This is a genomic window from Paenibacillus sp. UASWS1643, assembly GCF_008693195.1.
In the GTDB taxonomy this organism is placed as follows: Bacteria; Bacillota; Bacilli; order Paenibacillales; family Paenibacillaceae; genus Paenibacillus; species Paenibacillus amylolyticus_B.
Window position 1 is genome coordinate 135,489 of sequence record NZ_VXKZ01000107.1, and the last position, 15,877, is coordinate 151,365.

At 48.3% G+C, this 15,877-nt stretch carries 13 protein-coding genes and 2 riboswitches; of the genes, 12 read left to right on the top strand and 1 reads right to left on the bottom strand.

The genetic code is table 11. The features are described 5' to 3' along the window. Nucleotides 1–76 precede the first annotated feature (76 nt). The 10 genes from FE296_RS14020 to sdaAA all read left to right on the top strand — a co-directional run bounded on the left by FE296_RS14020 (nt 77) and on the right by sdaAA (nt 11,442). Nucleotides 77–2,167 carry a methyl-accepting chemotaxis protein gene (locus tag FE296_RS14020; RefSeq protein ID WP_150365322.1) on the top strand — a complete coding sequence of 697 codons (2,091 nt, stop codon included), beginning with the start codon at nt 77–79 and terminating at the stop codon, nt 2,165–2,167. Between the two features lie 188 nt (nt 2,168–2,355). After that, entirely contained in the window at nt 2,356–3,648 is a 1,293-nt protein-coding gene (locus FE296_RS14025) for an arsenic transporter (protein ID WP_150365324.1), read from the top strand. A 283-nt stretch (nt 3,649–3,931) separates the two neighbouring features. After that, complete coding sequence (locus FE296_RS14030; RefSeq protein WP_150365325.1) at nt 3,932–4,117, top strand: hypothetical protein; 186 nt, start codon at nt 3,932–3,934, stop codon at nt 4,115–4,117. Between the two features lie 99 nt (nt 4,118–4,216). Continuing rightward, nucleotides 4,217–5,143, top strand: coding sequence for a phosphate ABC transporter substrate-binding protein (locus FE296_RS14035; RefSeq protein ID WP_124117949.1), 927 nt, complete (start codon nt 4,217–4,219; stop codon nt 5,141–5,143). 115 nt (nt 5,144–5,258) lie between these two features. Next, entirely contained in the window at nt 5,259–6,194 is a 936-nt protein-coding gene (gene pstC, locus FE296_RS14040) for a phosphate ABC transporter permease subunit PstC (RefSeq protein ID WP_017690972.1), read from the top strand. 2 nt (nt 6,195–6,196) lie between these two features. Then, nucleotides 6,197–7,084 carry a phosphate ABC transporter permease PstA gene (gene pstA, locus FE296_RS14045; RefSeq protein ID WP_091018663.1) on the top strand — a complete coding sequence of 296 codons (888 nt, stop codon included), beginning with the start codon at nt 6,197–6,199 and terminating at the stop codon, nt 7,082–7,084. Nucleotides 7,085–7,096: 12 nt separating this feature from the next. Next, nucleotides 7,097–7,852 carry a phosphate ABC transporter ATP-binding protein PstB gene (gene pstB / locus FE296_RS14050; protein ID WP_062837230.1) on the top strand — a complete coding sequence of 252 codons (756 nt, stop codon included), beginning with the start codon at nt 7,097–7,099 and terminating at the stop codon, nt 7,850–7,852. A gap of 200 nt (nt 7,853–8,052) precedes the next feature. Then, nucleotides 8,053–9,063, top strand: coding sequence for a phosphotransferase enzyme family protein (locus FE296_RS14055; RefSeq protein ID WP_190945222.1), 1,011 nt, complete (start codon nt 8,053–8,055; stop codon nt 9,061–9,063). 346 nt (nt 9,064–9,409) lie between these two features. Next, a riboswitch (glycine riboswitch) is annotated at nt 9,410–9,534 on the top strand. Nucleotides 9,535–9,538: 4 nt separating this feature from the next. Further along, nucleotides 9,539–9,673, top strand: a riboswitch (glycine riboswitch). A 112-nt stretch (nt 9,674–9,785) separates the two neighbouring features. Next, nucleotides 9,786–10,475 (top strand): L-serine ammonia-lyase, iron-sulfur-dependent subunit beta, encoded by a 690-nt coding sequence (gene sdaAB, locus FE296_RS14060; RefSeq protein WP_124117943.1) that lies wholly within the window; start codon nt 9,786–9,788, stop codon nt 10,473–10,475. Further along, nucleotides 10,465–11,442, top strand: coding sequence for an L-serine ammonia-lyase, iron-sulfur-dependent, subunit alpha (sdaAA, locus tag FE296_RS14065; protein ID WP_223868878.1), 978 nt, complete (start codon nt 10,465–10,467; stop codon nt 11,440–11,442). Before sdaAB ends, sdaAA begins: the two co-directional genes overlap by 11 nt. A 173-nt stretch (nt 11,443–11,615) precedes the next feature. Here the strand turns inward: sdaAA and FE296_RS14070 are convergent, their stop codons facing one another. Then, nucleotides 11,616–13,376 (bottom strand): alpha-glycosidase, encoded by a 1,761-nt coding sequence (locus tag FE296_RS14070; protein WP_124117941.1) that lies wholly within the window; start codon nt 13,374–13,376, stop codon nt 11,616–11,618. 236 nt (nt 13,377–13,612) lie between these two features. Between FE296_RS14070 and FE296_RS14075 the strand changes: the two genes are divergently transcribed. Both FE296_RS14075 and FE296_RS14080 read left to right on the top strand, forming a co-directional pair. Beyond that, entirely contained in the window at nt 13,613–14,296 is a 684-nt protein-coding gene (locus FE296_RS14075; RefSeq protein ID WP_124117939.1) for a response regulator transcription factor, read from the top strand. A 56-nt stretch (nt 14,297–14,352) separates the two neighbouring features. Continuing rightward, nucleotides 14,353–15,864 (top strand): HAMP domain-containing sensor histidine kinase, encoded by a 1,512-nt coding sequence (locus tag FE296_RS14080; protein ID WP_223868879.1) that lies wholly within the window; start codon nt 14,353–14,355, stop codon nt 15,862–15,864. The last annotated feature ends 13 nt before the right edge of the window (nt 15,865–15,877 follow it).

Genomic DNA, 15,877 nt, shown 5'->3' on the forward strand with positions numbered 1-15,877 from the left:
ATAAGATAAGCCTTTTAGATTGATCCATACATAGAAAGAAAGAGGGCATTTTTACATTTAGAGGGGGAAGAAAGACATGAGTGAAACTCAGGATAATACACCAATGAAAGCAGCGAAACCTGCCAAACCAAAACATAATCAAAATAAAAAGAAGAAGAAAAAGAAAGGTTTCGTCTGGAATATAAGGAACAAACTATTGGTCTCCTTCCTGGCAGTTCTGCTCCTGCCAAGCTTGGCGATCGGCTTGATCACACTAACGATGGCTGAGGATGGCGTACAAGGACAATTAGTGGATAGTGCCAAGCAAAGTGTGAGCACTGCCAATACCATTGTAGAAAGCCAAGTGAATTATAAGATCCATGATATTAACTATTTCGCGGATGTCCTTGATCCGAGCTTGGTCAAAGGGGAGAACGATAGTGCCGAGCTTCAGTTGAAGCTGGAGCAATATCTGGGCTTGCATCCCGATGCCATGAACATTTTTGTAGGAACAACGGACGGAGTCATGGTTCGAGGTAAACCAACAGCTAGCAGCACACGGGGAGATGCATATGATCCTAGGGAGCGGGAGTGGTACAAACTAGCGATGGAAAAGCCAGGTACAGCTGTTGTATCAGCTGTGTCTGTTAATACCGATGGCGTTGCCGTTGTGTTTATCTCCAAAACATTAAAGGATCAATCCGGTGTAATCGGTTTATCTCTGGACCTGACAGACCTGCAAGAGCAGGCATCCATTAAGGTGGGCAAAGAAGGCTACGTCATTATAATGGATGCAAACAAAAACTATGTCGTATCCCCTGTAGCAGATGCAGGTACGCCGGAAACAGGTGGCCTGCTGGATGAGATGTATGAAGGTACAGAAGGTCAATTCGATTATGTGTTCAACGATCAGCCGAAGATGATAATTTTCTCAACAAATGAAGCAACAGGCTGGAAAATTGCCGGCACGATGTTCAAGAGTGAAATAACCAATGCGAGTAAGGATATTCGCATGGCCACATTTATTGTTATTTTGGCGGCTACGTTCCTTACGCTCCTCTTTATTATCTGGTTTACACGCTCCATGCTGCGTCCAATTAAACGACTGCAGGAGTCGGCCAGAGCGGTTAGTAAAGGTGACTTGACCGTGAAAATGGAAACAGGGCGTAAAGATGAAGTCGGAGAACTGGCGAAGTATTTTGAACGAATGGTCGATAACCTGCGGATGATGATTCTTGGTGTACAGGAAACGACAGAGCAAGTATCTGCTTCTTCACAAGAGTTGTCTGCCAGTGCAGAACAAACCACCAAAGCGATTGAACATTCAACACAGGCCATTCAGGAACTGGCCGAAGGTGCTGAGCAGCAAGTAAACAGTGTGAAAGACGGATCGGGACAGATGAGCCGAATGGCAGAAGATGTTCGGATGATGTCGGAGCGTGTACAATCCATTACGGCGAATATGCGGAATACGTCCGGAGCGGCTTCTTCTGGTAATGAGGCAGCAGGACAGGCTGTGGAGCAGATGAACAGCATCCAGCAAACCGTGGAGCAGCTGGGAACTGTGGTTCAATCTCTGAATGCTCGTTCCGTTGAGATTGGTAGCATGGTGGATGTCATTGCATCCATCTCCAAACAAACGAACTTGCTCGCATTGAATGCTTCTATTGAAGCGGCCAGAGCAGGGGATGCGGGTCGTGGGTTTGCAGTTGTAGCCGGTGAGGTACGCAAACTGGCAGAAGAATCCGGAAGCTCGGCAGCGCAGATCGGTCAGGTCGTTCATAATATCCGTCAGGACATGGATGCCGCTCTAATCGCCATGAATGCGGCTCAGACTCGGGTGGGAGAAGGAATTCAGGCTGTGAATACGTCTGGACAATCCTTTGCTCAGATTCGGGAGGCGGTGGAAGATGCGGTTCATACATTGGATGACTTGTCCGCAACAACGAAACAACTGGAGAGTGGGGCATCCCACGTTGCCAAGGCGATGAGCGATATTTCGAATGTGACCCAGGAATCGGCTGCGAATACAGAATCCGTGTCTGCATCTTCGCAAGAACAACTGGCATCGGTAGAAGAGATTGCTTCATCGTCGGCACATCTGAACAGTATGGCGGAACAATTGCAAGGATTGCTTGGCATGTTCAAGATGGTGGAGGATACGCCGAAGGATAAGGGCAAAGAATAAATTCTAGCATTTTAGCAACATAATTTACCACAACTTTTATATATAGAAGAAAATAAAGATAGACAATGTTCCTGTGGCCCTGTATAAATATATCGTCTGGTTATTCCGCGCGTAGAGCGGTGTAATCTTACAAAACAAGATCGAATTAACGAAATAATATATTGATACAGGGTACAGCAGGAGGCTCTATGGTATACGTAGCAATACTGATTTTTGTAGTGACGATCACCTTGGTGATCTGGCAGCCTCGTGGGTTGGGTATCGGTTGGACTGCCTCGGGCGGGGCATTGCTTGCCCTGCTATGTGGAGTTGTCAGCTTAAACGATGCCTCGGATGTGGCATCTATTGTATGGAATGCAACACTGGCCTTTGTTGGCATTATTATGATTTCTCTCATCCTCGACGAGACGGGTTTCTTCGAATGGGCTGCCCTTCATATGGCAAGGCTGGCTGGAGGAGACGGTCGCAGACTGTTCTTCTACTCCATTCTGCTGGGAGCCGCTGTGTCTGCTCTGTTCGCGAATGATGGTGCGGCGCTCATTCTGACGCCAATTGTGCTGGCGATGGTGCGTGCATTGAAGTTTGATGAGCGCATGGTGTTGGCTTTTGTGATGGCGAGTGGATTTATCGCCGATACCACGTCGTTACCGTTAGTCGTCAGCAATCTGGTTAACATTGTGTCAGCCGATTTCTTTGGTATTACATTTGTGGAGTATGCTGTACGCATGGTCGTGCCCAATCTGTTCTCAATCGTAGCGAGTACGGGGATGTTGTTTTTGTTCTATCGCAAAAGCATACCCATTCGCTACGACATCTCCGCGGCACGTGACCCGAAGGAAGCGATACGTGATCCACGGATGTTCCGAATCGCCTGGTTCATGCTTGGACTGTTATTGGTAGCTTACGCATCCAGTGAGTTTCTCCCGATTCCCGTATCGGTTATCGTCGGCTTCGTTGCCTTGCTGTTCGCTGTACTGGCACGCAAGAGCGAGGCTGTTGACCTCAAACGGGTAATCAAGGAAGCACCATGGTCGATTGTGGTGTTCTCGGTGGGCATGTATATCGTCGTATATGGACTGCGTAATGCAGGATTAACAGATCATCTGAGTCGCTGGCTGGATGCCATAGCAGAGCATGGTCTGCTGGCTGCTTCGCTCGGGATGGGTATCATCGCGGCAGTATTGTCATCGGTGATGAACAACCTGCCTACCGTGTTGATTAACCTGCTAGCCATTCAAGGCGCACATACGGAAGGTATTATTCAGGAAGCATTGATCTATGCCAATGTCATCGGTTCCGACTTGGGTCCCAAAATGACACCGATTGGATCACTTGCCACATTGCTGTGGCTGCACGTGTTATCCCGTAAAGGTGTGAAGATCACATGGGGGTATTATTTCAAAGCAGGCATTATCCTGACCATTCCAACCTTGTTCATTACGCTAGCCGGGTTGGCGTTGTGGTTATGGATTCTGGGTTAGAAAAATTAGATTTTACATTAAGTATTCATAAGATAATCTGTTGTATTGTAAAAAGCTGCTCTCACAGCTGGTGCGCTACGCACTGACTGTGAGGCAGTTTTTTTTGTTCTTCTTCTGTGTCTTCTATAGAAGGAATGAAAATTCTCTATTTCTATTATGCACCTAACCAATTACAGAAGGCCAGCCTACTATAGGGCTGGCCTTTTTTGCCTACTTCCCAGGCTGAACATTGAAATGACTGAGATTCAACGAGCGCTGACATAGCGCAGGGGACGGAACGATTGTGGAAAAGCGAAGCGTTCGCCTTTATCCCCGGATGTATACCTTTGAAAAATTAAATCATATAAATCCGGGGATAACAGCGATTGAAACAACGTCCGTTCCCGAAGCGGCCACTTCAGCGCCAAATAAATCCCAAATATTTCAATATGCAGCCGATATTTTTAACATTGCGTTTACAAAACACTGATTTTAAGATGACATACCGAAACTACAATGAGTAAAGAGTTGATGGTGAACAAACAAATTCACAAAACGCCATCACTACATTGGGGGAGGAAAACAAAACATGTTTAAAAAGTTGCCGTTTATTTTGATGACCTTAACGTTCGTACTGGTACTCGCAGCATGCGGATCGAAGAATGACGCTGGTACAGAGGGTGCCGCAAGCAATGGATCAGGAGAAGCTGCTACTGAGCTTAGCGGTAACATTCTGGCAGTCGGATCGACAGCATTGCTACCTCTGGTAGAACAAGCTGGACAGAAATTTATGGCAGTTGATGAATATAAGAACGTAACGGTTCAAGTTCAAGGTGGCGGTAGTGGTACTGGTTTGACACAAGTATCTGACGGACAAGCTACAATCGGTAACTCTGATGTATTTGCAGAAGAGAAGCTGGAGGACGAAGCCAAAGTAAAAGAACTGGTTGACCATCAGGTAGCCGTAGTAGCTATGGCCCCAGTTAGCAACAAAGATGCAGGTGTAGAAGATTTGACTAAGCAACAACTGGTCGACATTTTCTCCGGTAAAGTGAAGAACTGGAAAGACGTTGGTGGCGCGGATAAAGCAATTGTTATTGTAAACCGTCCAAGTAGTTCCGGTACTCGTGCAACTTTCGAGAAGTATGCATTGGGTGCAAAAATGGATGATATCCAAGGTTCGATTCAAGAAGATTCTTCTGGTAACGTAAAAAAATTGGTAGCTGAAACGCCAGGTGCTATTGGTTACCTCGCCCTGTCTTACTTGGATGATAGCTTGCAAGTATTGAAGTACGAAGGTGTAGAAGCAACAGTTGAGAACGTGGAAGCAGGAACGTATCCAGTGTGGGCTTACGAGCACATGTACACAAAAGGTGAGCCGGATGCAGCAACAAAAGCTTTCCTGGACTACATCCTGAGTGACGAAATTCAACAAAACGACGTGACAGAACTTGGATACATTCCAATGTCAGGTATGAAAGTAAAACGCGATGCAGCAGGTAATGTGGTTCAATAATCTTTGAACTTGCGCATACAGCGAAAGAGGCGGACTTAGGTCCCGCCTCTTTACGCGGTTTGCTCTGAAATAATCCCATATTTTGCATTAATTCTACTATAGAAGGATGGTTGTTATGGAACAGACCGAAGGGGGAACGGTAATGAATAACAAGTTGAAACCGCGCCGGCCCTTAAAAGAGAAACATTATTGGGAAGAGTGGACGGGACGGATCTATACGTCGATTTGTGTCGTTTTCCTGATCGTTGTCATGTTTTCCATTGTTTATTTTGTAGCGTCCAAGGGACTGTCCACATTTTTCCAAAACGGAATAAGCATAAGCGAATTCCTTGGTGGAAAGACGTGGAATCCAACCGGAGAACCTGCGTTCTACGGGGCATTACCGTTCATTACAGGTTCTTTCATTACAACCTTGCTTGCAGCATTGATCGCTAGTCCACTTGGCCTGTGTGCAGCACTCTTCATGACAGAGATTGTACCGGGTAAAGGGAAAAAGATATTGCAACCGGCCATTGAGCTCTTATCTGGAATTCCGTCTGTTGTTTACGGATTTATCGGTCTGAGTGTCATCGTACCTTTGCTGCGCAGTATCTTTGGTGGAACAGGCGTCGGGATTGCAGCCGGATGTCTTGTTCTGGCGGTAATGATTCTTCCTACGGTAACAAGTATTATGGCAGATGCGTTGTCTGCTTTGCCAAAAGGATTGCGTGAATCCTCGTACGCACTGGGTGCCACTCGATGGCAAACCATCTACCGTGTCATCATTCCTACGACTTTGCCGGCTTTGTTGACAGGTGTCGTTTTGGGTATGGCTCGTGCTTTTGGTGAGGCCCTTGCTGTGCAGATGGTTATCGGTAATGCACCGCATGTTCCAACATCCTTGCTCGAATCGGCTTCAACATTAACAAGTGTAATTACACTCAGCATGGGTAACACCACGATGGGGTCTGTTCATAACAATGCACTGTGGAGTATGGCGCTTGTCCTGTTGGTGATGACATTTGTCTTCGTCATTCTGGTTCGCCTGCTTGAAAGGAGGAACCGGGTATGAAAATGAAGGCAAAGACGGTAGATAAAATTGCAACATCCGTTATCGTTGTATTGGCCCTGTTCATTGTTATTATATTGCTCGGTCTGCTTGGCTTCATCATGTATAGAGGAATTGGACATATTAGCTGGAACTTTCTGACGAGTGCACCCCAGTTGCTTAAGGGTGGCGGCGGGATTGGTCCACAGCTCTTTAACTCCGTATTCTTGCTTGTCCTGACATTGATTGTGACCATCCCACTCGGATGGGGCGGTGGAATTTACATGGCTGAATACGCCAAACCAGGCAAGATCACCAGCTTCATTCGTCTGGTCGTTGAAGTGTTGTCATCATTCCCTTCCATCGTTATCGGTTTGTTTGGTCTCTTATTGCTTGTAAATCAATTTGGTCTTGGTTTCTCCCTGATCTCGGGTGCCTTGGCTCTGGCGATCTTTAACTTGCCACTGATGGTACGGACAACGGAGCAGGCCTTCCGGGCTGTTCCGAAGGAACAGAAGGAAGCGGGTCTTGCACTTGGACTGTCCAAGTGGAAGATTATCACTTCCATTCTGCTGCCTGTGGCATTGCCGAGTTTGATTACGGGTACGATTCTGGCATCGGGCCGGATCTTTGGTGAGGCGGCAGCGTTGATGTTCACCGCAGGTATGAGTAGTCCACCACTGGACTTTACAGATTGGAATCCGACGAGTCCAAGATCACCGCTTAATCCGTTCCGTCCGGCAGAGACACTTGCTGTCCATATCTGGAAAGTGAACAGTGAAGGCATTGGGCCAGATTCCAAAGAGGTGGCAGCAGGTGCATCAGCTGTGCTTGTCATTCTCGTGCTGGCGTTCAATCTAAGTGCGCGCTGGATCGGTCGGGTTGTATTCCGCCGCATGACAGCTTCGAAATAAGGAGGAACCAACATGGCCATACCTTTTGGTACGGAACAGTTAAGCATATATTATGGACATTTTCAGGCGGTCAAGCAGATCAGTCTCACATTTCCCGAAGCGAGCGTAACGGCGCTCATCGGGCCGTCTGGCTGCGGTAAATCCACGTTCCTCCGGTCGCTTAACCGAATGAACGACGAGATCGCCGGTTCCCGCACAGAGGGACATATCTGGATGGACGGTAACGATCTGAATGAGCCTGGAACCGATGTAATCAAGCTTCGCCAGAAGATTGGCATGGTGTGGCAGAAGCCAAATCCTTTTCATAAGTCCATCTACAACAATATCGCGTTTGGCCCCCGCTACCGTGGTACGAAGAGTAAGAAGGCACTGGATGAGATTGTGGAAAAAAGCTTGCGTCGTGCTGCGCTTTGGGACGAAGTGAAAGACAGGCTGAATGAATCAGCCCTGTCTCTCTCAGGTGGACAACAGCAGCGGTTATGTATCGCCCGCGCTCTGTCTGTTGATCCGCAGATTCTGCTGCTCGATGAGCCTGCATCTGCACTTGACCCGGTATCTACGGGTAAAGTTGAAGAGTTGATTACCGAGCTCAAGAAAGATCTGCGGATTGTTATTGTTACCCATAACATGCAGCAGGCGGCACGCATCTCGGATTACACGGCTTATTTCTATCTTGGAAGTATGGTTGAGCACGGGGATACGGAGCACATTTTCACTAACCCGGACAATCGTCTGACGCAAGAATACATTATGGGTCGTTTCGGTTAATTGGATCATGGAGTGTAACATAGAGTAATAGAGATAAAGAAATAAATATAGAAAAAAGAAAGCACAATGCCTGGACAGTTGGTCGGGGGTTGTGCTTTTTTAATTTGTAATTTTAGTGGAATTTTCTGTATGCAGGATAAACATTATGCTACGATATTTAGTGTGAAGAGAACGTTTACATAACTCCGAAGGAGATGTTGATGATCAATACGGATAAGATGTCTTATGATCACATGGCAGCGGATATCATACAGAACTACACGATTGAAAAACCTGTCGTTTCCTATATTCGTCACAACGAGAATCTGACGTACCATGTCGTGGATGAAGCGAGCGGGCAGAAGTATCTGCTGCGTATACATCAAGCCGCATATGCAAGTATGTCAGGCATTCAGCATACGCCTCCTGCGCTGGAGGCAGAGATGAACCTGCTTCATGAGTTAAATGCAACGACAGCATTGCGCGTGCAACATCCGGTACGCAATGCATCCGGTGAATGTGTCACGGTATGGACAAGTGAGGCAGGGAAAGAGATCTGTTGTACAGTACTGGAGTGGATTGAGGGGAGGGACATCCAGCAGGGAGAACGCCTGACAACAGAGCAGATCTATGATCTTGGGGCACAACTGCAGATGCTTCATCAATATGGACGTGTGCAGAATCAGACAGATCGAACTAAGGTACGCCCGGCATATGGCAATGTCCATGAGAATTTGGTCATGTTAGGGCAGCTGGAGGAAGGTGTCCGACTGGGGATTTTTACAACGGAAGACTTCGATCTGCTTCGTGAGACGTTTGAGAACATTAATGAGCAGCTAGCAACGTACCCACAGCACGCAGGGACATGGGGGATCATTCATGGGGATATTACTCGCAACAATCTGCTGATAACGGATCAGGGGATGTCCATGATTGATTTTTGCCTACACGGTTATGGTTATTATCTTTTCGATGCCGGAGGGGCAGCACTTATGTTCAACCGGGAGGAACGTGACATATTCTTATCAGGTTATACCAAACAGATCGGACCACTGACGGATCGTGATATCCGATTAATGGAAGGGTTCATGTTGATCTTTACACTGGGTTATTATGCCTTTCAGATGGCGAATGAGTCGAGACACGAATGGATGAAAGACCGCATGCCGAAGTTATGCAGCAAGTATTGCAGACCCTATGTACAGAACGAGAGTATCTTCTACGAACTGTGAATTAGGGTGTACAGATCCGGAAGGGCTACGAACAGTGTGGTTCAAATATAATGGTTGCCTGAATACCCGAACAGTTTCGTGGACAATATCATAAATAGTAGTAAGCGCTTTATGAATTGAAGGGAAATGAAATAAGCTGTTTACAAGTTCTTTTTATCGTTTTAATGTGATGAAAGCTGACAAAATATTCTGGTTTTATCGATTCAATCGAAAATGAAGGAAATACATCCAAAGAAATCGTTAAGTTTGTTGACACTGATCTTCCGGTCGATTAATCTTAATGAAGAAGAATGAACGATTTCCATTACTGTTCTGACATTCGCTCAGAATGGTTCCATACAGCGGATGATAACGAGCGGGAGAGACCTGAATTAGCCGAGCAAAATGGCTAGTGTTCAGGCACCGAAGGAGCAAGCTGCTGCGCACCCGGCCCAGTGGTTAATCTCTCAGGTAAATGTACCATCGTTGGACGCAACTCTGGAGAGTGCGCGAATTGCGCCACCCAAGGGGTATATGATCAGTTAGTCCGGTGACTTGTCTGTAATCGCAGGCAATGCACCTTGTCGTGAGACACTGCTGATCGTGAAACTCTCAGGTATCGAGGACAGAGAGAGGGCCTGAGGCCTTCTTCTGTCCTTTTTTGATGTCATCATTCAGTAATAAAGGAACATTATGGCATGGGATCTGGATGGAAATGACGAATACAATTGGAGGGTTACAAGGTGCGATTTAAAGATGTTTTCTCAATTATTGGTCCGTCGATGACGGGGCCTTCAAGTTCACATACAGCTGGAGCAGCAAGGCTCGGAAGAATCGCTCGTCAGTGGCTAGGTGGTACGCCCGAACGTGCCCGGTTGACACTATACGGCTCATTTGCTGATACGTATCAGGGGCACGGAACAGATCTGGCACTGATCGGCGGTCTGCTGGATTATGTCACAGACGATCCGCGTATCCCGGATGCAGAGCAATATGCAGAGGAAGCGGGCATGGAGGTTGAATTTTACACAAGTGGCCTGCCTGCTCCTCATCCGAATACGGTCAAAATTGAGTTGTGGCATGAAGGGCGTACATGTTCCTTAATTGGTGCTTCTATTGGTGGTGGTAGTGTATCGGTGCATGCGATGAATGATTTTCGTGTTCAGATTAGTGGTGAGTTTCCGACACTCGTGCTGCGGCATGCGGACAAAGCAGGGGTGCTTGCCTCGGTAACGTCCACGATCAGTTCATCCGGGGTTAACATCGGGTATATGCAGGTGGACCGGAAAGCCCGTGATGGCGAAGCGCTTACTGCGATGGAGATGGATGGCGTGCCGAATCCTGATATGCTCAAGCGTCTGAAGGAGCTGGATCATGTACTGGACATTCGTGTCATCGATTTGAAGAGAGGAGTTGATTCGGATGCGATTTAAACATTTACACGAACTGAATACGATCTGTACAGCGGAATCCAAAACGATTGCTCAACTGATGATCGAGGAGCAGGTTCAGGAGACCAATACACCGGAAGCGGATGTTGTGAAACAGATGTCTGAATATTATCAGGTGATGAAGGAAGCGGTACGTAAAGGGTTAACGGAAGATACCACTTCACGCAGTGGATTAACGGGTGGAGACGGTAAAAGAATGGCCGAGTACATTCGCAAGGGTGAGACTTGCTCAGGAGATGCTTCCGCACTTGCCATGGCGTATGCCCTGTGTGTATCTGAAGTAAATGCCTCCATGGGCCGGATTGTGGCAACACCAACAGCCGGTTCCTGCGGCATCATCCCCGGTGTTTTTATTAGCTCACAGGAGCGATTTGGCTGGACGGACGAACATTTGGTGAATGGGTTGTTCTGCGCGGGAGCGATCGGTTATGTTATCGCCAACAATTCATTTATCTCCGGTGCGGAAGGGGGCTGTCAGGCAGAAGTGGGTTCCGCGATCGGCATGGCTGCAGGTGCCATGGTTGAACTGCGTGGAGGTACACCGGAACAGGTCGTTCATGCCGTAGGCTTGGCGTTGAAAAATACACTGGGCCTTATCTGCGATCCGGTCGCAGGCCTCGTTGAGATTCCATGCATCGTCCGTAACGGATTGGGTGCAGTTACGGCGCTGGCTGCGGCTGATATGGCCCTGGCCGGAGTGCGTAGTGCTATTCCGTCAGATGAAGTCATCGACGTTATGCTGGAAGTAGGCAGTGCGATGCCGAGCCGTCACCGGGAGACAGCCCAAGGCGGGTTGGCTCAGACGCCAACTGGCCGTAAAATGATGCAGAAGCTGGCAAAACCGAAGGCCAAGCGTGCAGAGCCGGAGATGGAGCCGAAGACAGCGGATTCTGACACAACTACAAGTGGGGCGGACAATGCTCAAGTGGACACGGACCCTCAGGTTTAAGCTGAACTGGGACTACCGGGATATGATCAGTGACATTATTATGTATAATGGCGAATACAAAACAAGCGTCCGCGAACCCGAATCCGGGTTCTGCAGGACGCTTGTTTTTATGCTGTCAAATGATGCGAAGCCAGGTTACTAATATGTGACTTCAGATGTATGTGTAATCTGATCTAGTCCTTGCTCACAGACGTACTCAGTACGGCATATCCATACGCAGGCAATTCAATGGCAAGCACGTCATCATCCTTGGCGGTACGATGGTTTCCACCGAATAGCTCGGTCCATTCCTCGTCACCAGCCTCCAGCTCGACAATAGCCGTCTCTTCCGAGCGATTGAACAGAACCAGAATGCGTTCCTCTTCATTCTGCCGTTCGAATACCAATTGGCTGCCATCCGAGCGAGCCTGCAGGAAACGAACGGTGCCTTCTGCACGGAGGGCAGGATGAGCATGACGCAGGGAGATCAGTTTTTGATAAAAGTCGAGCAACTCACGGTCCTGCTTCGCTTCATCCCATTCCATGCATTTACGGCAGCCCGGATCATGCTCGCCGTCCATGCCAATCTCGTCTCCGTAATAGATGCACGGCGCGCCCATGTAACTGAACTGGAATAATGCAGCCAGCTTCATCTTGCGCTGGTCTCCTTCACACAGCGTGAGCAGTCGCGGGGTATCGTGACTGTCCAGCAAGTTAAACGCCACTTCGCTGGCCTGAAGCGGATAACGGGATAATTGCCGACCGATGGAGTTCGCGAACTGTTCGGCATGCATTGTGTTTTTCACAAAGAAAGCATTCACAGCATCGGTAAACGGATAGTTCATGGACGCATCGAACTGGTCGCCTTGAAGCCAGGAGGAGGACTCATTCCATACTTCGCCCAGAATATAGGCATCCGGATTAGCAGCTTTGACTACTCGGCGGAAATCACGCCAGAAGGCATCATCCACTTCGTCGGCAACATCCAGTCGCCATCCGTCTGCACCCACTTCCTTAATCCAGTACTCGGCAACCTCCAGCAGATAGGCTTTAACCTCGGCATTCTCCGTATTCAGCTTTGGCATGTGTGCTTCGAATCCGAAGGTCTCATAAGTAGGAATGCCATCCTTCACGTCCAGCGGGTATTCGTGTACATGGAACCAGTCCTTGTATTTGGATTGTTCTCCGTTCTTCTGCACATCCACAAACGGGGCAAACGTCTTCCCGGAATGGTTGAACACAGCATCCAGAAGTACGCGAATTCCACGTGCATGGCACAGCTCGACCAGTCGTTTCACGGTATCTGCGTCACCAAAGTGCCGGTCTACCCGCAGGTAGTCCTCAGTATCGTATTTGTGATTGGTGGTGGCTTCAAAAATGGGTGTGAAGTAGATCGCATTAATGCCAAGATCGCTGATGTAATCCAGATGGTTGATCACGCCCTGAAGGTCACCGCCGAAGAAATTGAAGGGTGTTGGCTCGCCGCCCCACGGTTCCACCTTTTCCGGACTAATATCCGGATTGCCGTTCGCGAATCGTTCAGGGAAAATCTGATAGAACACCGCATCCTTAACCCATGCAGGGGGTGTGAATACAGCTCCGGCATGAATATAAGGGAACTGGAACATACGACCTGGATCGTCCGGTTCTTCTTCCTGGAAGTCCGTCTCGGTCATCCAGATCTGTTCGTCTCCGTTTTTCAGCAGAAAAGAGTATTTCAGTCGGTGGTAGGGAGGTTTCACCTCGCCCTCGAAGTAATCGAACATCGAGTCAGAGGTGAACTTTGTTAAAGGAACCAGCGCTTTGGTTGCATCCCACGCATATTTGTCTCCAGTCAGGGCATGTACCTCAGTCAGATCATTCTTTTTGGCGCGCAGGCGCAGATGAATTGTGTCTTGGTCATAGGCATAGGCCCAATTGCGTTTCGGTTGATGATAGATGGCTTCCAACAGCATAATGAAATTCCTCCCGTCAGGTGTAGGTATAATATGTACTTGGTCGATTTGATTGATATAACATTCCCCACGTTAATGGATAAGCTATAATTAGAATGTGTGGTAACGTAAAGGAATTCAACATGGCTTCAACAAGATAACAAGATATGAACCCATCTGTTATAGACAGCTTTTGTGATGATGATGCTCAGATATATCATTAACCCAATGGGGGCGGAAAGGAAACGAATATTCGAATGAAAACCAAACTGTTATATATTGAAGATGATACGGAAATTGCAACTTGGGTCAGAGCCGATCTGGAGGAACGCGGTTATGAGGTGGTATGGCTCGGCAGTGGTGAAGGTGCAGCGGAGGCTGCTGCTGGTTGCTCACTCATTATTCTGGATGTCATGCTGCCCGGGTTGGATGGATTTACGGTGGGTCAGCGACTGAAAAAAGAACATCCAGCCGTGCCCATTGTCATGCTCTCGGCCAGAACGTCCATTGACGACAAGTTGCATGGTCTCGATTTTGCCGATGACTATGTGACCAAACCATTTCACCCCGATGAACTGGCTGCCCGGATTGAGGTCCAACTGCGTAAGGCGGGAACTGCGGTCTCATCGGATACAGCTCTGAAGCTGGATCACCTCTCCATCTATGAGAAGGACAACCGCATCGTCAATGAGGAGACGGGGGATGAGATTGTTTTATCGGGAAAACAGTTCCACATCTTCGCTTACCTGCTACGACATATGGGCATGATTCGAACCAAAGAGCAGATCTATGAAGCCGTCTGGAACGAGCCCTACCTGGATGGAGACAAGACTTTGATGGTACATATTCGACATCTACGCGAGAAGCTGGAGCTTGACCCGGCCAATCCGGTAGTTATTCAGACAGTCCGCGGTGTGGGATATCGCGTGAAGAAGCCATGATCCGACGGTTCAGAGCACGGAAGACGATGAATGGAGAATGGAAAGGAGAACCGCGCATGGCTCCTAAGCATAAGCAAACCAGGCAGGGCAAGCTACGCTTTGGGCGGTCCTTGATGTCCAGATATATCATCCTGATTCTGGCGGCAGTATTATTCGTGCCCGTCGTTCTGCCGATCATATCCATCATATATGTTGTCGTAGTGAACAACACAAATACGAATCAAGCGGCACCGTACGGTGATGTTACCCGGATCAGTAACCTATGGTCGCGTGAAGCGGTGAACCTGAATGGTGCTTCAGATGAGGAGATTAAGGCCCGTTTGGAGCAATTACATGCATCGTATCCCAAGTCTTCCATGTATCGTGTGAATGCGAGCGGTGAGACCCTCTTTATTCTCGGTGGTGAAGATGTAACGCTTCTGAATTCCACATCGCCGGATGGCAGGACAGACACGACATTGAGATGGTCACTGGATTCCGGGAAAACGGCAGAGACTCGAATTCCGGCCATATGGAATGTGAGCAACACGGTGCAATTCATGAAAGAAGCTTCCTATCGAGATCCGCTAACCGTAGTTACATACATCGGCGGAGGTGAAAAGGACAAGGGACAGGGCTTCATGATCATTGAAGTGCCGCGATCACTTCTGCAAATGACACAGAGCAACTGGCCGATGGAGCTCCTGTATCTTGGCATTGTGATGACTATCATCTTCATGATTTTCATCATCATGTCGATTCTCTTCTTCGCGCGCATTCGCAAACGACTTATTCGCTTACAGACGGCGATGATGACCCCGGGCAAGGAGGGCATTCCGCTTCCGGTAGATATCCGCCGGTCAGATGAGATTGGTCAACTGGAGGAATCCTTCAATCAGATGGTGCATCAACTGTCCGACAGCCGTCGCCGTGAACGCGAGGAAGAACAATTGCGCAAACGTCTGATTGCGGGGCTTTCCCACGATCTGCGCACCCCGCTAACGGTGATTCGTGGGCATATGCATGCTTTGCACAAGGAAGCGCTGAGCGAGCAAGGTGACCGTTCATTACATCGCATGGAAGCGAAGATGGAGGACCTCGGTGGGCTCATTGACAACATGTTGTCCTATAATTTGCTCACGAGTGGGAAATATACACTGAAGCTGGAAGAGAAAGATATACTGCGGATCGTCAGGGAAACGGCTGCCGCCTGGTACCCGGTCTGGGAGAAAGAGCAATTTGATATTGATATTGACCTGCCAGAGGAACCGCTGATCTGGCATATGGATGAACAGGGCATGCGCCGTATTCTTGATAATTTGTTCCAAAACGTGATACGTCATGCCGCCAGCGGGAAATATATTGGTATATCAACTCAGGAGATTCAGGGTGAGACGGCCATCGTTATTCAGGATCGGGGTCCGGGAATGCAACCGAATTCCGACACAAAAGGCACAGGTCTAGGCTTATCCATTGTAGACCTGTTGATTCGTGAGATGGGTCTGTGCAAGCGGGTAAGCAGTTCCGATACGGGTGTCCAGACATATATCTACAGTGGTAAGGGAAACAGGGAAACAACAAACCGCTGAAATAGCTTTTTTA